The sequence below is a fragment of the Novosphingobium sp. THN1 genome, from assembly GCF_003454795.1.
GTDB lineage: Bacteria > Pseudomonadota > Alphaproteobacteria > Sphingomonadales > Sphingomonadaceae > Novosphingobium.
The window spans coordinates 1,778,545-1,801,303 of the sequence record NZ_CP028347.1 but is presented as its reverse complement, the minus strand read 5'-3'; the positions used below and the strand labels follow the sequence as shown (position 1 = coordinate 1,801,303).

Sequence of the window (22,759 nt, the reverse complement as noted above, 5' to 3'; positions counted from 1 at the left end):
TCGGCGCGCTACAAGCACGTTTCATCCATCATTGTGATCGGACGTGGCGCTTACCAGCCATGCCGCAGCATTGAATGCCACCTGACCGTCCCGATGATGGGCCTCCACAAGGTCGACGAGCCGCCTTTCTATCTTTGCGCGCTCGGCATCAGGCAAGGTTCGCAAGGCCGCTGCGGCGGGCCCGATGCGGCGGAACAGCGCCATGGCTTCGGCTACGGCGTCGGGGCCGGTTCCAGCGATGTACCGGAAGTCTACCGGCTCGAACTCCACGGCCTGCCACCCTGCCATGCAGCGCAGCACGTGCTCGGGCAGGGCAAAGGCGAAAGGCCCAGGCGCGGTCGGCGAAGCTTGCGGAGAATCACCCTTCGGCAGGAGCGCCGCAATGGCCGCCGCCCAATCGTTCTCCGCAGCCTTGCGAAAGCACGAGAACACCATGCGTGCACCCGGAGCCGCCTGCGCGGCCAGATGGGCGAAGGCAGCTTGGGGATCGGAGAAAAACATCACGCCGTGGCGGGAGATGTACAAGTCGGGCCTCGATGCGGGCTGCCACTGCGAGGCATCGGCAAGTTCGAACGCGAGATTGGCCTGAACAGCGCGGGAGCGTGCCGTCTCGACCAGATCGCCCGAGATATCCACGCCAGTCACCCGTGCCTGCGGCCTCGCCGCGGCCACTGCAATCGACAGCTCCCCGGCACCGCAGCCGATATCGACCACGGTGGCGCCGGGCTCTCGAGCGATCGCAGCCAGCAATTTCGGTGTCAGGTCGGAAAAGCTGACATCGGTGCGACGCCATTCGCTGGCCCAGCTCCTGCCAACCGTCCCCTGCCATTCACTTGCGCTGGTCATGCCTCACATCCCGAAATAGTCGCCGCCCTTCTCGCGAGCGCGCTGCCAGGCCGGCCGCGCGTGGATCGCCGCGACGAATGCCGCCAGCTTGGGGAAATGCTCACCCGCCCCTTGCATCACCGCGATTTCCGCCGGGAAGCTCATCATCACATCGGCCCCGGTCCAATCATCGCCGATGAAGTGGCCGGACGGGCGCAGGATCTGCTCCATGTAGCCGAAGTGCGCCGCCAGTTGCTCGTCAATGCGCGGCTTCAACGGCGCAGCAGCCTCGCCAAGCCGCGAGGTGTAAAGCTGCAGGAGGACGGGAGTCATGGCCGAGCCTTCCGCAAAATGCATCAGCTCCAAGTGACGGAGGGCATCGTCACTTCCGTCTGCGGGCAACCAGGTGTCCTTGCCATAGCGTTCACACAGCACCTGCACGATCGCGCCCGATTCCTCGATCACCCGGCCATCGATTTCGAGCAGGGGCGATTTGCCCAGCGGGTGCACGGCCTTCAGTTCGGGCGGAGCCAGGTTGGTCACGGCATCGCGCTGATAATGGCGAATCTCGTAATCGACGCCCAGCTCTTCCAGCAGCCAAAGCACCCGCTGCGAGCGGCTGTTGTTAAGGTGGTGAACGATGATGCTCATGGCGATTCTCCGTGCGGTTTAAGTGGAAGGTTAACTCGCAACCGCCGACACGCAAACAAAAAGCCCGCGCGATCCTGCCGGGGAACGCGCGGGCTCTTTGTCTGGCTGGCGGGCCCGGCTTGCGCCGGTGGGTGGAGGCTGCCCGCCGCCTTGAAGATCAGACGTCGTCGTCCGCGTCCGGACCGACCATCAGACCTTCGGCAACCTTGTCGGTGCGGCCGCGGATCGCAGCTTCCAACCGGTCGCAAAGTTCGGAATTCTCACGCAGGAAGTTCTTGGCGTTCTCACGCCCCTGGCCGATGCGGATCGAGTCATAGCTGAACCACGCGCCCGACTTCTCGACCAGCCCGGCCTTGACGCCCAGGTCGAGGATTTCGCCGATCTTCGAGATGCCTTCGCCATACATGATGTCGAATTCGACCTGCTTGAACGGCGGGGCAACCTTGTTCTTGACCACCTTCACGCGCGTGGCGTTGCCGACGATCTCGTCACGATCCTTGATCTGGCCGGTGCGGCGGATGTCGAGGCGGACCGACGCGTAGAACTTGAGCGCATTGCCGCCCGTCGTCGTCTCGGGGTTGCCATACATCACGCCGATCTTCATGCGCAGCTGGTTGATGAAAATCACCATGCAGCGCGAACGGCTGATCGAACCGGTCAGCTTGCGCAGCGACTGGCTCATCAGACGAGCCTGCAGGCCGACGTGACTGTCGCCCATTTCGCCTTCGATTTCCGCGCGAGGCACGAGCGCGGCCACCGAATCCACCACCAGCACGTCGATCGCATTGGAGCGCACCAGCGTATCGGTGATTTCGAGCGCCTGCTCACCGGTATCCGGCTGCGACACGATCAGGTTGTCGATATCGACACCCAGCTTCTTGGCATAGACCGGATCGAGCGCATGCTCGGCATCGATGAATGCCGCCGTGCCGCCGGTCTTCTGGGCCTGGGCGATGACATGCAACGCCAGCGTGGTCTTGCCGGAGCTTTCCGGCCCGTAGACTTCGATCACGCGCCCGCGCGGCAGGCCACCAACGCCGAGTGCGATATCAAGTCCCAGGGACCCGGTGGAGATCGCCTCCACCTGCATCGCTTCCTTCGAGCCCAGCTTCATTGCCGAACCCTTGCCGAACGCACGGTCAATCTGCGCAAGGGCTGCGTCGAGCGCCTTCTGACGATCCATGTCCTTGATCTTACCTTCCTCGATGAGCTTGAGCTGAGCCGCCATGGCTTCGTTTCCCTTGCTAGAGTTGGCTGACATGAGCCGTCAACAAGGGTTATGTACCTGTTGTGTTCTCATAGAACAAGAGGGGAACGACGCATTCGCGCAGATTTGGCAACGACTGGCCGCAAATGCTTACCCGATCAGGCTTTTCTCGCAATATGCGATGCCGGCAGAAGCAGGCTTGGACGACGTTATCCACGACGCAGGTCTATTTCGCGCCAAATCGGAGGCGCTTCCTTGAATCATCGGCCGTCATCGAATCGCCACGAACCGGCTTGCGTGGGGCGCGACACTGCCCAGCATCATTGCAAGAACAGATAATATCTATAAAGTTATAGCTTAAGCCATATCGAAAGTTATTAACGCATGTCTCAATCCCGTAAGCCGCAGCTTGCGGCCGATGGCGGCGGCGGGGCAGTTCCATCCCGGGCAGCCCGCCTCCTGGCGCCAGGCCGAAAAGCCCGCGCCTGGAAGTCATCAGCGCACGGGCGCTGTATTTTGGCAATGGCGATCCTGGGCCGGAAACCGCGTTAGCCCGCGCCATCTCCGGCCGGGTCCAGTTCCACCGCATTACCGACGATTACGTCGGCCATGTCGACGACAGCCGGGAGTACTACAACACGCTGTTCGTTACGGGCAGCGACCCGGCACGGATTCGCAAGCTCATTCGCATTTATCGGCCCGTGCTGAAAACCAAGGCCAAGATCGTGATCATCCGCGAGGTTCGCCCCGGCGTAAGGGCGCAACTGCTCAACGCCGGTTTCGACGACGTCTTCGATGGCGATATGTCAGCTGCCGAAGGCGCCGCGCGCGTACGTGCCGTGCTCGGCCGTATCGCGCAAAGCCGCCAAGCGAAGGTGATCGAGGAAGTGAGGGACCTGCATCTTCAGCACTTCACCCGGGAGCCACTGCTCGGCCGCGAGGCGCGAGTCCTGTCCATGCTCGTGGCCGCACGGGGATCGCCGGTGCGTAGCAACCAGCTCGCCATCAGCGGTCGTTCGACGAATCGGCCGATCAGCACGAAGTCGCTGCAAGTCCTGATTTCCGGCTTGCGCGCCAAACTGCATCCGAACCTGCGGATCGTCAGTCAGGGCCCGGCGGGCTACTCCCTGCAGGAAATCTCTCCGGCCCGATCGTTGCTGGACAGCGCCTTGAAAAGGACTTGAGCAAGCGGCAGACTCACCCGGGGGTACCGCGTTCGACACCCCCGGATGTCTGCTCTGGCTTTGCGGATCAGACGACGCCGAATGCCAGCATCGCGTCGGCTACCTTCTTGAAGCCGGCGATATTGGCTCCCTTCACGTAGTCGATATAGCCGCCGCCCTGATCGCCATAGGCAAGGCACGACTTGTGGATGCCTGACATGATGTCCTTGAGCATCTGCTGCAGTTCCTCCTCCTTCCACGAGCGGCGTTCGGAGTTCTGGCTCATTTCGAGGCCAGAGACAGCCACGCCGCCAGCGTTGGAGGCCTTGCCCGGAGCGTAGAGGATCTTGGCTGCCTTGAAGACATGCACGCCGTCGAGGTCGGTCGGCATGTTTGCCCCCTCGGCCACCGCTTTGCAGCCATTAGCTATGAGCATGCGCGCATCATCACCGAGCAGTTCGTTCTGGGTCGCGCAAGGCAGCGCGACGTCGCAAGGCACGCCCCACGGCGTCTTGCCTGCCACGAAAGTCGCCTTCGGGAACGCCGTGACATATTCCTCGATCCGGCCGCGACGGTGGGTCTTGTGCGTCTTGACCCAGTCGATCTTCTCCTGGTCGATGCCGTCCGGGTCGTGAATGTAGCCCCCCGAATCCGACAGCGTCAGCACCTTGCCGCCCAGTTGCACGATCTTCTCGGCAGCATGCGTCGCCACGTTGCCGGAGCCCGAGATCACCGCTGTCTTGCCCGTAAGGTCCTCGCTCTTGGTCGCCAGCATGTTGGCAAGGAAGTAGACCGCGCCATAACCGGTCGCCTCGGTGCGGATCAGCGAGCCCCCCCATTCGAGTCCCTTGCCGGTCAGCACGCCGGTAAAGTTGTTGGTGATGCGCTTGTACTGGCCGAACATGAAGCCGATCTCGCGCCCGCCGACGCCGATGTCACCGGCAGGGACGTCGATGTCGGCCCCGATGTGGCGGTAGAGTTCGGTCATGAAGCTCTGGCAGAAGCGCATGATCTCGCGCACGCTCTTGCCCTTGGGATTGAAGTTCGAACCACCCTTGCCGCCGCCCATCGGCAACCCGGTCAGCGCGTTCTTGAAGGTCTGCTCGAACGCCAGGAACTTCAGCACCGATTCGGTGACGGAAGGATGGAAGCGGATGCCGCCCTTGTAGGGGCCGATCGCATTGTTGTTCTGCACGCGCCAGCCACGCTGGACGCGAATGTTGCCGTTGTCGTCTTCCCAGCAGACGCGGAATGAGACCACGCGATCCGGCTCGGCGATGCGGCGCAGGATCTGCTGCGAGTGATACTCCTCCTTGTCCTGCATGAACTCGAAGATGTCTTCGGCAACTTCCTGAACTGCCTGGACGAACTCCGGCTGATAGGGGTTGCGCTTCTTCACACCCTCCATGAAGGTCGGCAGGTCAACATGATCGGATACGGCCACGGTACTCTCCCCCAGATCGGAACCAGTCGGTTCTCGATGTGCATGCCTGAAGCGGCGGGTGCGGCCCGTGCCGCGCGTCATCGGAGTGGACCGATTCGCGCTGTCGTTGCCTGAAAGATTAGCGCGTTTTGTGTGGGGTGAAAGCGCCGATAGCACCACTCAACGTCCGGCGGGCAGCTTGTCGTCCTTCTTCTTGAACAGCTGGTCCAACGCCGACTTCACGGACTCACCTGCTGCTGCATCGTCCTTTGTCGGATCGGGCGTGTAGGACGGTCCCTCGCCTTCCGGCGATTGATCCATCTCTGATGCGGACGAACCATCGTTCGCGTCAGGGCTCGAGCCCGCAATCGAAGCCTCAGGAATCACCGGTTCGGTCGGAAGAAGCTTTGCCTCGACAGGACTCGCCGGGCCGATCAGTTTGGTTAGTCCGCTGATCTGCTCTCCCAGAACCTTGTCGACGGCCCCGGAAATGGTTTCGGTCTTGTAGCGCATGAAGCCACCGACAACGTATTCCCAGAGAATGCGTGTCGACTTTCCGCCACTGCCCTCCACCGCCTTGAAGGTGACGGTCATGGTCCCGTTCACCGCCTCGGACTGCAGCGGGCCCAGCCCGCCCACCAGCCTGAGCGCACGGTAAGGTTCGGCGTAGACGATGCGCATGTGCATGACGGATCCCGGCTTCTGCGTTGCCGGAGCGCCTTTCGGAACAGGCAGCTTCTCGCAGAAGCAGCCGTTGGCACTCGCGTCCATGGAAAGGTTGGCCGCCTCGCCCGAGAAAGTGTGCTGCGGATTCCACCACAACGACGGGGTCGTGAAGGCCTTCCATGCCTCTGCCGGGCTGGAGGCAACTTCGCCAGTCACGCGGATCACGAAACCGGTGTCGGTCCGCGCCGTCACTTCAGCCCGGGCAGGCGCGGATGCAACAACGGCGAGGCCGCCAAGCCCCGCCGTCAGGAGATACAACAACTTGCCCATCACGTGCCTCCGCCCGCACCGGGACGGGCGGGTCACGCTCGGGTGTTAGCGCTTGCCGAGGATAGCCTCAATGGCTGCCGTCACGTCGTCCATGTCGGCCATGCCATCAACCCGCGAGACAATGCCCTGCGCTTCGTAGATCGGCAGGATCGGCGCAGTTTTGGCACGATATTCCGCCATGCGCGTGCGCACGGTTTCCTCGTTGTCGTCAGGGCGGCGCTTGAACTCATGCCCACCGCACTTGTCGCAGGTGCCGTCGACTGCCGGCTTCTCGAAGGTGTCGTGATAACCCTTGCCGCAGGTGGCGCAGGTGTAACGGCCGGTGATGCGCTCGACCAGCGCGTCCTCGTTGACGTCGAGCTCGATCACATGGTCCAGCTTCTTGCCGCGCGAGGCCAGCAGTTCACCCAGCGATTCGGCTTGGGGTGCAGTGCGGGGATAACCGTCGAAGATCGCGCCCTGCCCTTCGGGCATTGCATCCAGCTCATCACCGATCAGTGCCGACACGATCTCGTCAGAGACCAGCTCACCCGCTTCCATCACGGCCTTGGCCTTGAGACCGACCGGCGTCTGGGCCTTGACCGCGGCGCGCAGCATGTCGCCCGTGGAGAGCTGCTTCATGCTGTGGCGTTCAACCAGACGCTGGGCCTGCGTGCCCTTGCCCGCGCCCGGAGGCCCCAAAAGGATGATGTTCAAGGTACCGTCCCCCTCATGCGGCTGCTGCAATCAGCGCAGCCTGCCTTTCAGTTTCGCCTTCTTGATCAGGTCGCCATACTGGTGTGCCAGCAGGTGCGACTGGATCTGCGTGATGGTGTCGACCGTGACGTTGACCACGATCAGCAGACTGGTGCCGCCGAAGAACAGCGTCCCCATGCCCGTCTCCGCCATGATGAATTCCGGCACTACACAGACCACGGTGATATATGCCGCACCCAGCACGGTGATGCGAGTTAGCACATAGTCCAAGTAGTTCTGGGTGTTCTTGCCCGGACGGATGCCCGGAATGAACCCGCCGTTCTTCTTGAGATTCTCGGCCGTCTCTTCAGGGTTGAACACAACCGCGGTGTAGAAGAACGCGAAGAAGATGATGCCGAGCGCATAGAGCAGCATGTAGAGCGGCTTGCCGTGCCCGAGGTACTGGTTCAGCGTCACGATCGCCTGGCCCATCGTCGTGTCGGGCGAGATCGAGTTCCCGGCAAACTGCGTGATCGTCAGCGGCAGCAGCAGCAGCGAGCTGGCGAAGATCGGCGGAATCACGCCTGCGGTGTTGAGCTTGAGCGGCAGGTGGCTGCGGTCGGCATTCATCATGCCGCGCTGCGTGGCGCGCTTGGGGTACTGGATCAGCAGGCGCCGCGTCGCCCGCTCGAAGAAGCAGATGCCGAGCACCAGCGCGATCAGCATGATCACGATGCCGACGATCAGGAACGGCGAGATCGAACCGGTCCGGCCACCCTCGAATAGGTTGCCGAAGAATTTCGGCAGCTGCGCCACGATGCCTGCCATGATGATCAGCGAAACGCCGTTGCCAATGCCGCGCGAAGTGATCTGCTCACCCAGCCACAGCAGGAACATCGTGCCGCCGATCAGCGAGATGACCGCCCCGACACGGAACAGCACGCCGGGGTTGACCACGGCCTGCAGCCCGCTCGACGCGCCGTATGCTTCAAGCCCGGAGGCGAGCACCCAGCCCTGGATCGCGGTCAGCAGCACCGCGCCATAACGCGTATACTGATTGAGCTTCTTGCGCCCGCTTTCACCTTCCTTCTTCATCGCGGCGAGTGCCGGATGGAGCGAGGCGGCAAGCTGAACCACGATCGAGGCCGTGATGTAGGGCATCACGCCGAGCGCGATCAGGCTCATGCGCTCGAGCGAACCGCCAGAAAATGCGTTGAAGATGTCGAGAACGCCACCACGCGTCTGGTCGTAAAGCGTCTCCAGGATCAGCGGATTGACGCCGGGCAGCGGCACAAAGCTGAGGAACCGGAAGACGATGAGCGCGCCCACCGTGAACCAGATGCGCTTCTTGAGCTCGGTTGCCTTGGAGAAGTTGGCCAGGCTGAGGTTGCTGGCGATGTTGTCGGCGCGTGATGCCATTTCGGGGTTCTAAGCCTTGCTGCGAAACCGGGCCTGCTGGCCGCGTGCGTTTCGGACGTCTTGAGCTAGCCCATATAGTGCGAGGCCCGCGAAAGTCGAACCCCTGCAATGCCGAAATCCCCGCCCGACTGGCGGGCGGGGACCGGAATTGGCTTACTTGGCCTTGTTGGCCGCAGCGCGAGCTGCCTTCTTCTCGGCTTCGCTCGGACCGGTTTCGATCACCGAGACCGAACCGCCAGCCTTCTCGACAGCAGCCACGGCACCCTTCGAGGCACCAGCAACCGAGAACGCCACCTTGGTGGTCAGTTCGCCCTTGCCGAGCAGGCGTACGCCATCCTTGCCGCCACGGGCCAGGCCAGCAGCCTTGAGAGCGGCGTGGTCAACGGTGCCTGAGACGTCGAGCTTGCCGGCATCGATCATCTTCTGGATCATGCCGAGGTTCACTTCGGCGTAGTCCTTGGCGAAGATGTTGTTGAAGCCGCGCTTCGGGATGCGCATGTGAAGCGGCATCTGACCGCCTTCGAAGCCGTTGATGCTGACGCCGGAACGTGCCTTGGCACCCTTCTGGCCGCGACCGGCGGTCTTGCCCTTGCCCGAGCCGATACCACGGCCGACGCGCATGCGGCCCTTGCGGGCGCCGTAGTTGTCGTTGAGTTCGTTCAGTTTCATGTTCTGCACTCGCTTTCGCTTTGAGACGCGCTTTGGAAAGGGCGCCGCCTAGCCGATCAGGCCGGGCTTGTCACCCCCTCACGGGACTGGGAGGCACCGTGCCGCCGAGCCCCAAAGGAAAACCCCGGCACTCGGCCGGGGCGTCCTTTTTCCCGTCGGGGAGCAATGGTCAGTCGACCACGGCCACCATGTGGGGAAGCTTGGCAATGGCGCCACGCACTTCGGCCGTGTCTTCCAACTCGACCACGCGGTGCATCTTGCCCAGGCCCAGGCCGATCAGAATCTTCTTCTGGCTTTCCGGGCGACGGATCGGCGAACCGATCTGCTTGATCTTGATCGTTGCCATGACCGATTACTCCGTGATGGCTTCGGCAGCGGCTTCGGCTTCGACCTGCGAAGCGCCACCACGGCCGAGGAGATCGGCGACCTTCTTGCCACGACGCTGCGCAACCGACTTCGGCGAAGTCTGGTCGGTCAGCGCGTCGAAGGTTGCGCGGATCATGTTGTAGGGGTTCGAGGTGCCGACCGACTTGGTCACCACGTCGGCAACGCCAAGGCTCTCGAACACGGCGCGCATCGGGCCACCGGCGATGATGCCGGTACCGGCCGGAGCCGAACGCACGTTGACCTTGCCAGCGCCGAAGCGGCCCTTGCCGTCATGGTGCAGGGTGCGGCCTTCCTTGAGCGGCACGCGGACCATCGCGCGCTTTGCAGCGGCAGTAGCCTTGGTGATCGCCTCAGGCACTTCGCGAGCCTTGCCCTTGCCGAAGCCGACGCGGCCCTTGCCATCGCCGACCACGACCAGTGCTGCAAAGCCGAAGCGCTTGCCGCCCTTCACGGTCTTGGAGACGCGGTTGATGTGGACGAGCTTTTCGATCAGCTCCTCGCCACCTTCCTCGTCGTTGTTGCCACGACCGCGACGGTCGTCGCGACGGCCACGGCCACCACGCTCGCCACCACGGTCATTGCCGCCACGGCCGCGGCCACGACCGCGACCTTCGCGCTGCTCACCGCCGGTCGATTCGACCGCGGCTGCGCCTTCCAGGTTGGTTTCGTCAGCCATTGTCAGAACTCCAGCCCGCCTTCACGGGCGGCATCGGCCAGCGCCTTGACGCGGCCATGGAACAGGAACCCGCCGCGATCGAACACGACAGTGGTGATGCCGGCGGCCTTGGCCTTCTCGGCGATCTCGGTGCCAACCTTGGCGGCCGCATCGACATTCGCGCCGATCGACTTCTGGCCCTTCACCAAGGTCGAAGCGGCTGCAAGGGTCTTGCCTTCCGCGTCGTCGATGATCTGGGCGTAGATGTGACGGCCGGAGCGATGCACCGACAGACGAGGACGACCACCCGAGCGCGCCTTGAGCGCAGTGCGGACGCGACGGCGGCGGCGTTCGAAGAGAGACAGCTTTGCCATTACTTCTTCTTCCCTTCCTTGCGGAAGATAAACTCGCCGCGGTACTTGATGCCCTTGCCCTTGTAAGGCTCGGGCTTGCGCCAGCGACGGATCTCGGCGGCAACCTGGCCGACCTTCTGCTTGTCGATGCCCGAGATTTCCACCGTGGTGTTGTCAGGGGTCTTGATCTCGATGCCTTCCGGCACTGCGAAGTCGACGTCGTGGCTGTAGCCAAGCTGCAGCTTCAGGTTCTTGCCCTGAGCGTTGGCGCGGTAGCCGACACCGGTGATCTCGAGGACCTTGGTGTAGCCCTGCGTCACGCCAGTGACGAGGTTGTCGACGAGCGTGCGCTGCATGCCCCAGAACGCACGAGCGCCCTTGGTGTCGTTCGCAGGCTTCACGAGGATCGTGTCGCCATCGACGGTGTAGCTGATCTCGTCGCGCAGCGTGAGCGTCAGGGTGCCCTTGGGGCCCTTAACGGTCAGCACGCCGTCCGCGATGTTCGCGGTGACGCCACTCGGGATCGCCACCGGCTTCTTGCCGATGCGGCTCATCAGAACACCTCCGCCAGCACTTCGCCACCGACGTTGGCAGCACGTGCTTCGGCATCCGAGAGCACGCCCTTCGGCGTCGAGACGATGGTGATGCCAAGACCGTTGCGGATCACCGGGAGTTCCTTGGAACCCGAGTAGACGCGGCGGCCAGGCTTGGAGACACGGGCAACATGCTTGATCGCAGGCTGGCCTTCGAAATACTTGAGCTCGATGCGCAGCTGCGGGTGGGCGCCGGTGGCGTCCTCCGAGAAACCACGGATGTAGCCTTCACGCTGAAGGACTTCGAGCACGTGCGCACGCAGCTTGGAAGCGGGCGAAAGGACCGAGTCCTTCTTCGCCTGCTGGCCGTTGCGGATGCGGGTGAGCATATCACCCAGGGGTCGGTCATAGCCATCGGATGATCCTTACCAGCTCGACTTCGTCAGGCCGGGGATAAGGCCCTTGTTGCCCTTGTCCCGCAGCTCGATGCGGCAAAGGCCGAACTTGCGATAGTAGCCACGCGGGCGGCCGGTGGTTGCACAGCGGTTGCGCACCCGGGTCGGGTTCGCGTTGCGCGGCAGCTCGGCCATCTTCAGGCGGGCGATCAGACGCTCGGTTTCGTCGAGCGATTCGTCGTCGGCCTGGGCCTTGAGCGCAGCGTACTTGGCCGCGTACTTCTGAACGAGCTTCTTGCGCTTCTCGTTCTTGTTGATGGAACTCAGTTTCGCCATGGACTTAAGCTCTCTTCTTCAATTCTGGATCACGCGGCCTGCTGCTCTTCAGCAGCTTCCTGCGGGAACGGGAAACCGAACAGGCGAAGCAGCTCGCGAGCTTCCTCGTCCGTCTTCGCGGTCGTGGTGACGATGATGTCCATGCCACGCACCTTCTCGATCTGGTCGTAGCTGATCTCTGGGAAGATGATCTGCTCCTTCAGACCCATCGCGTAGTTGCCGCGACCGTCGAACGACTTCGGGTTCAGACCACGGAAGTCGCGGATGCGGGGCATTGCGATGGTGATGAGACGGTCGAGGAATTCGTACATGCGTTCACGGCGCAGGGTGACCTTGCAACCGATCGGCATGCCTTCACGCAGCTTGAACTGCGCGATCGACTTCTTCGCCTTGGTGATGACGGGCTTCTGACCGGCGATCAGCTCCATTTCGGCCGCTGCGGTCGTGACCTTCTTCTTGTCCTGGCTCGCTTCGCCCACGCCCATGTTGAGCGTGATCTTCTCGATGCGCGGGATCTCGAGCGCATTCTTGTAGCCGAACTTTTCCTGCATCGCCTTGGCGATGTCGGCGTCGTACTTGCCCTTGAGACGCGGAGTGTACTTGTCAGCCATCGATGGCCTCCCCGGACTTGACGGCCACACGGACCTTCTTGCCGTCCTTGGTCTCGAAGCGGACGCGTGTGGGCTTGCCATCCTTGTCTGCGACCGAAACCTTGGAGATGTGCAGCGGAGCCTCGAAGCGGTCGATGCCGCCCTGGGGGTTCTGCTGGCTCGGCTTGCGGTGACGGGCAGCGATGTTCACGCCCTGCACGACGACCTTCTCATCCTTCGGAAGGACCTGGAGCACGGTGCCGGTACGGCCCTTGTCCTTGCCCGAACGAATGACGACAGTGTCGCCCTTCTTGATCTTGGCGGCGGCCATTACAGCACCTCCGGAGCGAGCGAGATGATCTTCATGAAGCCCTTGCCGCGGAGTTCGCGAACCACTGGGCCGAAGATACGCGTGCCGATCGGCTCTTCGTTCTTGCCGACCAGAACGGCGGCATTGCTGTCGAAGCGGATGACCGAACCGTCGGTGCGGCGGACGTCCTTCTTCGTGCGAACGATGACGGCGCGGTGCACGTCGCCCTTCTTAACGCGGGCGCGCGGCTGCGCTTCCTTGACCGACACCACGATGATGTCGCCGACGCTTGCGAACCGACGCTTCGAGCCACCCAGCACCTTGATGCACTGGACGCGCTTTGCGCCGCTGTTGTCCGCCACGTCGAGATTGGATTGCATCTGGATCATTGATCCGGTTCCTTCTCACTGGCTTGCCGGAACCAGTCCGGCAGTTCCAAAACAGTAGCCGGGGCCGCTACACGACTTTAGCCGTGAAGCAACCCCAAACTTTGGCTGACGACCTATCAGACGTCCGCTTCGATGGCGGTGCCCTTGCCGGCCTGGACGCGGTCGATGACCTTCCACGTCTTCAGCTTCGAGATCGGCGCGGTCTCTTCGATGCGCACGGTCTCGCCGGTCTTGAAGGCATTCGCCTCGTCGTGGGCGTGATACTTCTTCGAGCGGCGGATGATCTTCCCGTAGAGCGGGTGCTTCACCTTGCGCTCGACCTTCACGACCACGGTCTTGTCGGTCTTGTCGGACACCACGGTGCCGATCAGAATACGCTTGGGCATATTGGCTTCCTTACGCCTGGGCCGACTGAGAACGCTCAGTCTGCAGCGTCTTGATGCGCGCGATGTCGCGACGGACTTCCTTGATGCGCGCGGGGCGCTCAAGCTGGTTCGTCGCGCCCTGGAAACGCAGGTTGAACTGCTCGCGCTTGAGCTCGGCGAGTTCAGCGTTCAGCTGGTCGTCGCTCTTGGCGCGAAGGTCTTCGATCTTGGCCATCATTCGACTCCCAATCACTCGCCGCCAAGGTGCGAAGTGTCACCCAGGCGGGCAACGACCTTCGTCTTGATCGGCAGCTTCATCGCGGCGCGGCTGAATGCCTCGGCCGCAAGCGGACCGGGGACGCCGTCCAGTTCGAACAGGATGCGACCCGGCTTCACGCGGGCTGCCCAGTATTCGATCGAACCCTTGCCCTTGCCCTGGCGGACTTCGGCGGGCTTCTTCGAAACCGGCACGTCCGGGAACACGCGGATCCACAGACGGCCCTGACGGCGGATGTGGCGCGTGATCGCACGACGGGCCGCTTCGATCTGGCGAGCGGTGACGCGCTCCGGCTCAAGGGCCTTGAGGCCGTAGGAGCCGAAGTTCAGGTCCGTACCACCCTTGGCGACGCCGTGGATGCGGCCCTTGAAGGCCTTACGGAACTTGGTCTTCTTCGGTTGCAACATGGTGCTTCTCTACCCTCTGGGCTCAGCGTGCCGGACGGACGCCGGAAGTCTGGGCTTCCATCATCAGTCGGTCCTGCGCCATCGGATCGTGACCGAGGATCTCACCCTTGAAGATCCAGGTCTTGATGCCGATCACGCCATAGGCGGTGTGGGCTTCGGCTTCCGCGTAGTCGATGTTCGCGCGCAGCGTGTGCAGCGGAACGCGACCTTCGCGGTACCATTCGACGCGGGCGATTTCCGCACCGCCGAGACGGCCGCCGCAGGTGATCTTGATGCCTTCGGCACCAAGACGCAGGGCAGACTGCACGGCGCGCTTCATCGCACGACGGAAGGCAACGCGGCGGACCAGCTGGTCGGCAACGCCCTGGGCGACGAGCTTGCTGTCGATTTCCGGCTTGCGGATCTCGACGATGTTCAGCTTCACGTCGCTGCCGGTCATCGTGGCGAGCTTCGAGCGAAGCTTCTCGATGTCGGCGCCCTTCTTGCCGATGATGACGCCCGGACGAGCGGCATAGATCGACACGCGGCACAGCTTGGCAGGACGCTCGATCACCACCTTCGAAATCGCTGCCTGCGGCAGGTTCGTGACGATGAACTTGCGGATCTCAAGGTCTTCCTTGAGCATCTGCGCATAGTTGCGACCTTCCGCGTACCAGCGGCTGTCCCAGGTGCGGTTGATCTGCAGGCGCAGACCGATGGGGTTCGACTTGTGACCCATGATCAGGCCTCCTCAACTTCGCGGACCACGATCCGCAGCCGCGAGAACGGCTTGAGGATGCGGGTCGACTTGCCGCGACCACGGGTGTGGAAGCGCTTCATCGTGATCGACTTGCCGACCGAGGCTTCCGCCACGACCAGAGCGTCGACGTCGAGGTTGTGGTTGTTTTCCGCGTTGGCGATCGCCGAAGCGAGCACCTTGCGGGCGTCAACAGCCATGGCCTTCTTCGAGAACGCGAGGATGTTCATCGCGTCTTCGGCCTTGTGACCGCGGATCAGCGCAGCCACGAGGTTCAGCTTCTGGGCCGAACCGCGGATCTGCGTGCCGACCGACAGCGCTTCCTTGTCGCCAACGCGACGGGGTGCCTTAGGCTTGCTCATCAGCGCTTGCCCTTCTTGTCAGCGGCGTGACCCGGGAAAGTGCGCGTGGGTGCGAACTCGCCGAGCTTGTGGCCGACCATCTCTTCCGAGACGGAAACCGGAATGAACTTGTGCCCGTTGTAGACGTTGAACGTCAGGCCAACGAACTGCGGAATGATGGTCGAACGACGCGACCAGGTCTTGATGGCGCCAGCGCGCGATCCTGCATCGTGAGCGGCTTCCGCCTTCTTCAGCAGATGCAGGTCGACGAAGGGGCCCTTCCAGACGGAACGTGCCATGTGGTCTTACCTCTTCTTCTTCGCGTGGCGCGAACGGATGATCATCTTGTCCGTCGACTTGTTGTGACGGGTGCGGGCGCCCTTGGTCGGCTTGCCCCACGGAGTCACAGGATGACGGCCACCCGAAGTACGGCCTTCACCACCACCGTGCGGGTGGTCGACCGGGTTCTTGGCAACGCCGCGGGTCAGCGGACGCTTGCCCAGCCAGCGGTTGCGGCCAGCCTTGGCAAGGTTCGTGTTGGCGTTGTCGGGGTTCGACACGGCACCGACGGTGCCCATGCAGTCACCACGCAGGTAGCGCTGCTCGCCCGAGTTCAGGCGAACGATGACCATGCCGCGGTCACGACCGACGAGCTGGACATAGGTGCCTGCCGAACGTGCGATCTGCGCGCCCTTGCCCGGCTTCATCTCCACGTTGTGGATGATGGTGCCGACCGGCATCTGCGACAGCAGCATGGCATTGCCAGGCTTCACGTCGGTCTTCTCGCCGGCAACAACGGTGTCGCCAACGGCGAGACGCTGCGGAGCGATGATGTAGGTCTGCTCGCCGTCCTCATACTTGATGAGAGCGATGAACGCCGTGCGGTTCGGGTCATATTCCAGACGCTCGACGGTAGCCGGCATGTCCCACTTGCGACGCTTGAAGTCGATGTAGCGGTACTTCTGCTTGTGACCACCGGCGATGCCACGCGAAGTGACATGGCCCTTGTTGTTGCGGCCGCCGGTCTTGTTCTTGCCTTCGGTCAGCGCCTTGACCGGCTTGCCCTTCCACAGCGACGACTTGTCGACGAGGATCAGGCCGCGCCGGGCGGGGCTGGTCGGATTGTAGCTCTTGAGTGCCATGGTCTAGCCTCAGATCCCGCTGGTGACGTCGATCGACTGGCCAGCAGCCAGGGTCACGACAGCCTTCTTGACGTCGGAGCGCTTGTAGGGCTTGCCCTTCCAGCGCTTGGTCTTGCCCTTCTGGGTCAGGGTGTTCACCTTGGTGACCTTGACGTTGAAGAGAGCTTCGACCGCGGCCTTGATCTCCGGCTTGGTCGCCTTGTCGGCAACCTTGAAGACCACGGCGTTGTTTTCGCTGAGCAGCGTCGCCTTTTCCGTGATGTGGGGAGCCACGATCACGTCATAGTGACGCGTGTCGATTGCGTTAGCCATTGAAACGCGCCTCCAGCTTTTCGACAGCAGAGCGCGTCAGCACCAGCGTGTCATGCTTCAGGATGTCGTAGACGTTGGCGCCGATGGCAGGCAGCACGTTGACGCCGACGATGTTGCGGGCGGCCTTGGCGAAGTTGTCGTTCACGGCGTCACCGTCGATCACGAGAACCTTCTTGCCCCAGTTGGCCTTCGAAAGCTGGCCAACCAGCGCCTTGGTCTTGGCGTCGATGTCGAGCGAGTCGACCACGACGAGACCGGCCTTGGCCTTGCTCGAAAGAGCCATCTTGAGGCCGAGTGCACGGACCTTCTTGTTCAGCGAGATGTTGAACTCGCGAACGCGCGGACCGTGAGCCTTGCCACCGCCGATGAAGATCGGTGCCTTGCGGTCACCGTGACGAGCCGTACCGCCGCCCTTCTGGCGACCGAACTTCTTGCCAGTGCGGGCAACGTCCGAACGCTCGCGCGCCTTGCGGGCAATGCCGCGACGGTTTTCGAGCTGCCAGGTGACGACGCGATGCAGGATGTCAGCGCGCGGTTCGAGACCGAACACGTCATCCGACAGTTCCACTTCGCCCTTGCCGGCGGTGCCGTCGAGATTGAGGACCTGAACCTTCACGACTTAGCCCTCCTGACCTTCGGTGGCTTCGACGCCTGCGACTTCCGCCGGGGTGTCGGCAGCTGCCGAGTCATTGCTGTTTGCGGCCTGCTTGAGGCCTGCGGGATAGGGCGCTTCAGCGTGGCGCGAGACCTTCACGGCGTCACGCACAAGGAGCCAGGCGTTCTTCGAACCGGGCACCGAGCCCTTCACGAAGATCAGGCCACGCTCGTCGTCGGTGCGGACGACTTCAAGGTTCTGCTGGGTGCGCTGACGGTCGCCCATGTGACCGGCCATCTTCTTGTTCTTGAAGACGCGGCCCGGATCCTGGCGGTTACCGGTCGAACCGTGTGCACGGTGCGAGATCGAGACACCGTGGGTGGCGCGCATACCGCCGAAGCCCCAGCGCTTCATCGCGCCCTGGAAGCCCTTGCCCTGGGTGTTGCCGGTGATGTCGACATACTGGCCAGGGACGAAGTGCGAAGCAGCGATGGTCGAGCCGACGTCGAGCAGCGCATCTTCAGCAACGCGGAACTCGGCGACTTCCATCTTCAGCGGAACCTCTGCCTTGGCAAAGTGCTCGCGCTGCGGCTTGGCAACGTTCTTCTGCTTGGCTTCGCCTGCACCGAGCTGAACCGCGACGTAACCGTCACGATCTTCAGTGCGAACCGAAACCACCTGGCAATTTTCTAGCGACAGGACAGTAACCGGCACGTGCCGACCATCTTCCTGGAAAAGGCGGGTCATCCCCACCTTCTTCGCGATCACGCCGGTGCGCATGATCCATACTCCATAACAGAGGCATGCCGGGCCCATCCCGACATGCGTGTTCAGCCCGTATGTGAAGCGCGCCCCCGACCGGGCTGAATGCCACCGCCTGGACGGTAGCAATCGGGGGACGCTTGCCCGGCAAGGTCCGAAAAGGACGGTGCCGGAGGTATCCCATTGTCAACGGGGCTTTTGTTACCCCGGAAACTCTGGCCTTTCACCAGACCTTGGCCTTGGTGAAAGTCTGGGCCGGAACAGGTCCGGCCAGAAACCCTGGGTCGATACGGACGACCCGGCCGGAGCGGTCACTGCCTGGGCAGCTCGCTCGATCAGCGGCCTCAGGCCAGCTTGATCTCGACGTTGACGCCGGCCGCGAGGTCCAGCTTCATCAGCGCGTCGACAGTGGCCGCATTGGGCTGCACGATGTCGAGCAGGCGCTTGTAGGTGCGAACTTCGAACTGCTCACGCGACTTCTTGTCGATGTGAGGACCGCGGTTCACGGTGAATTTCTCGATGCGCGTCGGGAGCGGAATGGGGCCCCGGATCAGCGCGCCGGTGCGGCGGGCGGTATCTGCAATTTCTCCAGTGGCCTGGTCGAGCACACGATGATCAAAGGCCTTGAGGCGAATGCGGATATTCTGGGCGTCCATGTCCGTTTACCGATGCGAAAGAGCAAAACAAAAAAGCCAGTCGACCTGCCCTCTACCCCACCCCTTTCACGAAGCTCGGGGAGAGCGGGCCGACTGCCTGGAAGCGATCAGTCAGTAAAAAACCGACCGGCGAGGAGAGCGAATCTCCCCGCCGGTGCGCGGCCTATATTACTTCGTGATCTTGCTGACAACCCCGAACCGACGGTGCGGCCGCCTTCGCGAATTGCGAAGCGGAGACCTTCGTCCATGGCGATCGGAGCGATCAGCTTGACCGACAGGGTGACGTTGTCGCCCGGCATGACCATCTCGGTGCCCTCGGGGAGGATCACTTCGCCGGTCACGTCGGTGGTGCGGAAGTAGAACTGCGGGCGGTAGTTGGCGAAGAACGGCGTGTGACGGCCACCTTCGTCCTTCGACAGCACGTAGACCTCAGCCGAGAACTCGGTGTGCGGCTTGACCGAACCGGGCTTGCAGAGGACCTGGCCGCGCTCGACGTCTTCACGCTTCACGCCGCGAACCAGTGCACCGATGTTGTCGCCGGCTTCACCCTGGTCGAGCAGCTTGCGGAACATTTCGACGCCGGTGACGGTGGTCTTGGTGGTGTCCTTGAGGCCGACGATTTCGACTTCTTCACCAACCTTGACGATGCCGGTTTCGACGCGGCCGGTCACAACCGTACCACGACCCGAGATCGAGAACACGTCTTCGACCGGCATCAGGAACGGCTTGTCGGTCGGGCGCGGCGGCTGCGGGATGTAGCTGTCGACAGCTTCCATCAGCGCGTTGATCGAATCGCGACCGATGTTGTCGTCACGACCTTCGAGAGCGGCCAGAGCCGAACCCTTGACGATCGGAATATCGTCGCCCGGGAAGTCGTACGACGACAGCAGTTCGCGAACTTCGAGTTCGACGAGCTCGAGGATTTCCTCGTCGTCGACCTGGTCAACCTTGTTCATGTACACGACCAGAGCCGGCACGCCGACCTGACGGGCGAGCAGGATGTGCTCGCGGGTCTGCGGCATCGGGCCGTCAGCAGCGTTCACGACCAGGATCGCGCCGTCCATCTGGGCGGCACCGGTGATCATGTTCTTCACGTAGTCGGCGTGACCCGGGCAGTCGACGTGCGCGTAGTGACGGTTGGCGGTCTCGTACTCGACGTGTGCGGTCGAGATGGTGATGCCGCGCTCGCGCTCTTCCGGAGCCTTGTCGATGTTCGCGTAGTCGGTGAACGTTGCGCCACCGGTCTCTGCGAGAACCTTGGTGATGGCAGCGGTCAGCGTGGTCTTGCCGTGGTCGACGTGACCGATGGTGCCGATATTGCAGTGCGGCTTGGTCCGCTCAAACTTAGCCTTGGCCATTGTTCAAACCTTCTTTTCGTATGTGTGCAGATACTGCGGGAAATGGACGGCACCCGCTGAATCGAGCGCCGCCCCTAATGCTATCCGTGCTCTTATGCAAGCTTCGCCTTGAGCTCGGTCGCGACGTTCGCCGGGACTTCGTCGTAGTGGTCGAAGAACATCGAGTAGTTTGCACGGCCCTGGGTGAACGAGCGGAGCTGGTTCACGTAGCCGAACATGTTTGCCAGCGGGACCATGGCGGTAACAGCCTGGGCATTGCCGCGGCTGTCGGTGCCCTGGATCTGGCCACGACGCGAGTTGATGTCGCCGATCACGTCACCGAGGTATTCCTCAGGCGTGATCACCTCGACCTTCATGATCGGCTCGAGCAGCTTGATGCCGGCCTTCTGGGCGGCCTCGCGCATGGCACCGCGGGCGCAGATTTCGAAGGCCAGGGCCGACGAGTCGACGTCGTGGTACGCACCGTCATAAAGCAGGACTTCGAAGTCGATGATCGGGAAGCCGATCAGCGAGCCCGTCAGAGCGGTTTCACGGAAGCCCTTTTCGATCGCGGGGATATATTCCTTCGGAATGTTACCGCCCTTGATCTCGTCCTTGAAGACGAAGCCCGAACCACGCTCGCCCGGCGTCACCTTGACCTTGACGCGGCCGAACTGGCCGGTGCCGCCCGACTGCTTCTTGTGGGTGTGGTCGAGGTCGATCGGCTTGGCGAGGTATTCGCGGTAGGCCACCTGCGGCGCACCGACGTTCGCCTCGACCTTGAACTCGCGCTTCATGCGGTCGACAAGGATTTCGAGGTGAAGTTCGCCCATCCCCTTGATGATCGTCTGGCCCGATTCGTGATCGGTCGAAACGCGGAACGAGGGGTCCTCGGCCGAGAGACGGTTGAGCGCGATGCCCATCTTCTCCTGGTCGGCCTTGGTCTTGGGTTCCACCGAGAGCTCGATGACCGGCTCGGGGAATTCCATGCGCTCAAGGATGATCGGGTGCTTTTCCGAGCAGAGCGTATCGCCCGTGGTCGTCTCCTTCAGACCCGCGATGGCAACGATGTCGCCGGCGTAGGCCGCATCGATGTCTTCACGGTTGTTGGAGTGCATCAGCAGCATGCGACCGACCTTCTCCTTCTTGTCCTTCACCGAATTCAGGTAGCTGCCCTTGGTCAGCGTGCCTGAATAGATGCGGGTGAAGGTCAGCGAGCCGACGAACGGGTCGTTCATGATCTTGAACGCCAGCGCCGAGAACGGCGCGTCGTCCGCCGTCGGGCGGCTGTCGGGCTCTTCGGTGTCGGGGTTGATGCCCTGCACGTCCTCGATGTCGAGCGGCGAAGGCAGGTAGTCCACCACCGCGTCGAGCAGGCACTGGACGCCCTTGTTCTTGAACGCCGAGCCGCACAGCACGGGCACGAAGGCCTGGCCGAGCGTACCCTTGCGGATCAGCTTCTTGAGCGTCGCCACGTCGGGCTCGTTGCCCTCGAGGTAGGCTTCCATCGCCTCGTCGTCCTGTTCGACGGCGAGTTCGACGAGCTTCGAGCGATAGTCGGCAGCTTCGTCGGCCATGTCGGCCGGGATGTCTTCGTAGAAGAACTCGGCACCGAGCGATTCATCCTTCCAGATGATGGCGCGCTGCTCGACGAGGTCGACGAGGCCCTTGAAGTCGCTTTCCGCGCCGATCGGCAGATACAGCACCGCAGGCGTTGCACCGAGGCGGTCGATGATCGTCTGGACGCAGTACTTGAAGTTCGCGCCGGTGCGGTCGAGCTTGTTGATGAAGCACATGCGAGGGACGTTGTACTTGTCCGCCTGGCGCCAGACGGTTTCCGACTGGGGTTCGACGCCGGCGACGCCGTCGAAGGCGGCGACGGCACCGTCGAGCACGCGCAGCGAGCGTTCGACTTCGATGGTGAAGTCAACGTGGCCGGGGGTGTCGATGATGTTGAGGCGGTGGTCCTGCCAGAAGCAGGTGGTGGCGGCCGACGTGATCGTGATGCCGCGCTCCTGCTCCTGCTCCATCCAGTCCATCGTGGCGGCGCCGTCATGGACTTCGCCGATCTTGTAGGACTTGCCGGTGTAGTAGAGGATGCGCTCGGTCGTCGTCGTCTTGCCGGCGTCGATGTGCGCCATGATGCCGAAATTGCGATAGCGCTCGAGCGGATGGCTGCGTGCCATGGTGCTATTCCTTGGGTCTATGGGGGAGCCGGGGAGGCTCCGCCCATATGGTTACGGATGTGACCGTTTAAAGACTTACCAGCGGTAGTGGCTGAACGCGCGGTTGGCGTCGGCCATGCGGTGGGTGTCTTCACGCTTCTTGACGGCGTTGCCACGGTTGTTGGCAGCATCAAGCAGCTCGGCCGAGAGGCGCGCGGCCATCGTGGTTTCCGAACGGTTGCGTGCAGCCGTGATCAGCCAGCGGATGGCGAGAGCCTGGGCACGCTCGGGGCGAACCTCGACCGGGACCTGGTAGGTCGCACCACCGACGCGGCGCGAGCGCACTTCGATCTGCGGACGGACGTTGTTCAGCGCATCGTGGAAGAGCTGGACCGGGTCCGCCTTCGCACGGGTCTGCATGGTTTCGAGCGCACCGTAGACGATGCTTTCGGCAACCGACTTCTTACCATCGAGCATGAGGTTGTTCATGAACTTCGACAGAACCTGATCACCGAACTTCGGATCGGGCAGGATGACCCGCTTTTCCGGACGACGACGACGTGACATATCTTGTACTCCTTCGGAGTGAGCCTTCCGCATCCGCGAAAGGCTCTCGGCTCCGGCCCTCTCCCCCTCCCGGCCACCCAGATGCTACCTTTGCAGGGTAGCCGGGAGGGGAGCGGTCCGG

Annotated in this window: 31 protein-coding genes and 1 pseudogene; 1 reads left to right on the top strand and 31 read right to left on the bottom strand. The window is 62.8% G+C overall.

Going from position 1 to position 22,759, the window contains the following annotated elements; translation table 11 throughout:
- Positions 1–21: 21 nt before the first annotated feature.
- The 3 genes from C7W88_RS09000 to recA form a co-directional block, all read right to left on the bottom strand.
- A complete protein-coding gene (locus C7W88_RS09000; protein ID WP_118073274.1) occupies positions 22–846 on the bottom strand; it encodes a trans-aconitate 2-methyltransferase in 825 nt (274 codons plus the stop codon).
- Between the two features lie 3 nt (positions 847–849).
- Positions 850–1,476, bottom strand: coding sequence for a glutathione S-transferase family protein (locus C7W88_RS08995; RefSeq protein ID WP_118073273.1), 627 nt, complete (start codon positions 1,474–1,476; stop codon positions 850–852).
- 157 nt (positions 1,477–1,633) lie between these two features.
- Positions 1,634–2,704: a recombinase RecA gene (gene recA / locus C7W88_RS08990; RefSeq protein WP_039334323.1), complete on the bottom strand. Its 1,071-nt coding sequence runs from the start codon at positions 2,702–2,704 to the stop codon at positions 1,634–1,636.
- A 680-nt stretch (positions 2,705–3,384) separates the two neighbouring features.
- Here recA and C7W88_RS08980 point away from each other — a divergent pair.
- Positions 3,385–3,867 carry a winged helix-turn-helix domain-containing protein gene (locus C7W88_RS08980; protein WP_118073271.1) on the top strand — a complete coding sequence of 161 codons (483 nt, stop codon included), beginning with the start codon at positions 3,385–3,387 and terminating at the stop codon, positions 3,865–3,867.
- Positions 3,868–3,934: 67 nt separating this feature from the next.
- On the opposite strand, the gene gdhA is transcribed toward C7W88_RS08980, so the two are convergent.
- From gdhA to rpsG, 28 genes and pseudogenes are all read right to left on the bottom strand, one after another.
- Positions 3,935–5,290: an NADP-specific glutamate dehydrogenase gene (gdhA, locus tag C7W88_RS08975; RefSeq protein ID WP_118074679.1), complete on the bottom strand. Its 1,356-nt coding sequence runs from the start codon at positions 5,288–5,290 to the stop codon at positions 3,935–3,937.
- Between the two features lie 159 nt (positions 5,291–5,449).
- Complete coding sequence (locus tag C7W88_RS08970; RefSeq protein ID WP_118073270.1) at positions 5,450–6,265, bottom strand: SRPBCC domain-containing protein; 816 nt, start codon at positions 6,263–6,265, stop codon at positions 5,450–5,452.
- Positions 6,266–6,310: 45 nt separating this feature from the next.
- Positions 6,311–6,961, bottom strand: a complete 651-nt coding sequence (locus C7W88_RS08965; protein ID WP_118073269.1) for an adenylate kinase — start codon at positions 6,959–6,961, stop codon at positions 6,311–6,313.
- Between the two features lie 30 nt (positions 6,962–6,991).
- A complete protein-coding gene (gene secY / locus C7W88_RS08960) occupies positions 6,992–8,359 on the bottom strand; it encodes a preprotein translocase subunit SecY (RefSeq protein ID WP_118073268.1) in 1,368 nt (455 codons plus the stop codon).
- A gap of 153 nt (positions 8,360–8,512) precedes the next feature.
- Positions 8,513–9,028, bottom strand: coding sequence for a 50S ribosomal protein L15 (gene rplO / locus C7W88_RS08955; protein WP_039334443.1), 516 nt, complete (start codon positions 9,026–9,028; stop codon positions 8,513–8,515).
- 169 nt (positions 9,029–9,197) lie between these two features.
- A complete protein-coding gene (rpmD, locus tag C7W88_RS08950) occupies positions 9,198–9,374 on the bottom strand; it encodes a 50S ribosomal protein L30 (protein WP_039334338.1) in 177 nt (58 codons plus the stop codon).
- A gap of 6 nt (positions 9,375–9,380) precedes the next feature.
- A complete protein-coding gene (gene rpsE / locus C7W88_RS08945; RefSeq protein WP_039334340.1) occupies positions 9,381–10,091 on the bottom strand; it encodes a 30S ribosomal protein S5 in 711 nt (236 codons plus the stop codon).
- A 2-nt stretch (positions 10,092–10,093) separates the two neighbouring features.
- The gene (rplR, locus tag C7W88_RS08940; RefSeq protein WP_039334342.1) at positions 10,094–10,444 is read right to left on the bottom strand and encodes a 50S ribosomal protein L18; all 351 of its coding nucleotides are present in this window, start codon (positions 10,442–10,444) and stop codon (positions 10,094–10,096) included.
- Positions 10,444–10,977 (bottom strand): 50S ribosomal protein L6, encoded by a 534-nt coding sequence (gene rplF, locus C7W88_RS08935; RefSeq protein ID WP_039334344.1) that lies wholly within the window; start codon positions 10,975–10,977, stop codon positions 10,444–10,446. Before rplF ends, rplR begins: the two co-directional genes overlap by 1 nt.
- A complete protein-coding gene (rpsH, locus tag C7W88_RS08930) occupies positions 10,977–11,345 on the bottom strand; it encodes a 30S ribosomal protein S8 (protein ID WP_118073267.1) in 369 nt (122 codons plus the stop codon). The genes rplF and rpsH overlap by 1 nt, the downstream gene beginning before the upstream one ends.
- Positions 11,346–11,381: 36 nt before the next feature.
- Positions 11,382–11,687: a 30S ribosomal protein S14 gene (rpsN, locus tag C7W88_RS08925; protein WP_039334348.1), complete on the bottom strand. Its 306-nt coding sequence runs from the start codon at positions 11,685–11,687 to the stop codon at positions 11,382–11,384.
- A 29-nt stretch (positions 11,688–11,716) separates the two neighbouring features.
- Positions 11,717–12,298 (bottom strand): 50S ribosomal protein L5, encoded by a 582-nt coding sequence (gene rplE, locus C7W88_RS08920; RefSeq protein WP_118073266.1) that lies wholly within the window; start codon positions 12,296–12,298, stop codon positions 11,717–11,719.
- The gene (gene rplX, locus C7W88_RS08915) at positions 12,291–12,608 is read right to left on the bottom strand and encodes a 50S ribosomal protein L24 (protein ID WP_118073265.1); all 318 of its coding nucleotides are present in this window, start codon (positions 12,606–12,608) and stop codon (positions 12,291–12,293) included. Before rplX ends, rplE begins: the two co-directional genes overlap by 8 nt.
- Positions 12,608–12,976 (bottom strand): 50S ribosomal protein L14, encoded by a 369-nt coding sequence (gene rplN, locus C7W88_RS08910; protein ID WP_039334354.1) that lies wholly within the window; start codon positions 12,974–12,976, stop codon positions 12,608–12,610. The genes rplX and rplN overlap by 1 nt, the downstream gene beginning before the upstream one ends.
- Before the next feature lie 116 nt (positions 12,977–13,092).
- A complete protein-coding gene (gene rpsQ / locus C7W88_RS08905; RefSeq protein WP_039334356.1) occupies positions 13,093–13,362 on the bottom strand; it encodes a 30S ribosomal protein S17 in 270 nt (89 codons plus the stop codon).
- A 10-nt stretch (positions 13,363–13,372) separates the two neighbouring features.
- Positions 13,373–13,579, bottom strand: a complete 207-nt coding sequence (rpmC, locus tag C7W88_RS08900; protein ID WP_039334358.1) for a 50S ribosomal protein L29 — start codon at positions 13,577–13,579, stop codon at positions 13,373–13,375.
- A gap of 11 nt (positions 13,580–13,590) precedes the next feature.
- Complete coding sequence (gene rplP / locus C7W88_RS08895; RefSeq protein WP_039334360.1) at positions 13,591–14,025, bottom strand: 50S ribosomal protein L16; 435 nt, start codon at positions 14,023–14,025, stop codon at positions 13,591–13,593.
- A 22-nt stretch (positions 14,026–14,047) separates the two neighbouring features.
- On the bottom strand, positions 14,048–14,743 hold the full coding sequence (gene rpsC / locus C7W88_RS08890; RefSeq protein ID WP_039334362.1) for a 30S ribosomal protein S3: 696 nt from the start codon (positions 14,741–14,743) through the stop codon (positions 14,048–14,050).
- A gap of 2 nt (positions 14,744–14,745) precedes the next feature.
- Positions 14,746–15,123: a 50S ribosomal protein L22 gene (gene rplV / locus C7W88_RS08885; protein WP_039334363.1), complete on the bottom strand. Its 378-nt coding sequence runs from the start codon at positions 15,121–15,123 to the stop codon at positions 14,746–14,748.
- A complete protein-coding gene (rpsS, locus tag C7W88_RS08880; RefSeq protein WP_039334365.1) occupies positions 15,123–15,401 on the bottom strand; it encodes a 30S ribosomal protein S19 in 279 nt (92 codons plus the stop codon). The genes rplV and rpsS overlap by 1 nt, the downstream gene beginning before the upstream one ends.
- A 6-nt stretch (positions 15,402–15,407) precedes the next feature.
- On the bottom strand, positions 15,408–16,244 hold the full coding sequence (gene rplB, locus C7W88_RS08875) for a 50S ribosomal protein L2 (protein ID WP_084278978.1): 837 nt from the start codon (positions 16,242–16,244) through the stop codon (positions 15,408–15,410).
- A 9-nt stretch (positions 16,245–16,253) separates the two neighbouring features.
- Positions 16,254–16,556, bottom strand: a complete 303-nt coding sequence (locus C7W88_RS08870; RefSeq protein WP_118073264.1) for a 50S ribosomal protein L23 — start codon at positions 16,554–16,556, stop codon at positions 16,254–16,256.
- Positions 16,549–17,172, bottom strand: coding sequence for a 50S ribosomal protein L4 (rplD, locus tag C7W88_RS08865; RefSeq protein WP_039334370.1), 624 nt, complete (start codon positions 17,170–17,172; stop codon positions 16,549–16,551). Before rplD ends, C7W88_RS08870 begins: the two co-directional genes overlap by 8 nt.
- Before the next feature lie 3 nt (positions 17,173–17,175).
- Positions 17,176–17,931, bottom strand: coding sequence for a 50S ribosomal protein L3 (gene rplC / locus C7W88_RS08860; RefSeq protein WP_118073263.1), 756 nt, complete (start codon positions 17,929–17,931; stop codon positions 17,176–17,178).
- 326 nt (positions 17,932–18,257) lie between these two features.
- A complete protein-coding gene (gene rpsJ / locus C7W88_RS08855) occupies positions 18,258–18,569 on the bottom strand; it encodes a 30S ribosomal protein S10 (RefSeq protein WP_039334374.1) in 312 nt (103 codons plus the stop codon).
- Between the two features lie 168 nt (positions 18,570–18,737).
- Positions 18,738–19,927, bottom strand: a pseudogene (gene tuf / locus C7W88_RS08850) (elongation factor Tu).
- A gap of 92 nt (positions 19,928–20,019) precedes the next feature.
- The gene (gene fusA / locus C7W88_RS08845; protein WP_118073262.1) at positions 20,020–22,092 is read right to left on the bottom strand and encodes an elongation factor G; all 2,073 of its coding nucleotides are present in this window, start codon (positions 22,090–22,092) and stop codon (positions 20,020–20,022) included.
- A gap of 75 nt (positions 22,093–22,167) precedes the next feature.
- Positions 22,168–22,638 carry a 30S ribosomal protein S7 gene (gene rpsG / locus C7W88_RS08840; RefSeq protein WP_039334380.1) on the bottom strand — a complete coding sequence of 157 codons (471 nt, stop codon included), beginning with the start codon at positions 22,636–22,638 and terminating at the stop codon, positions 22,168–22,170.
- Between the last annotated feature and the right edge of the window lie 121 nt (positions 22,639–22,759).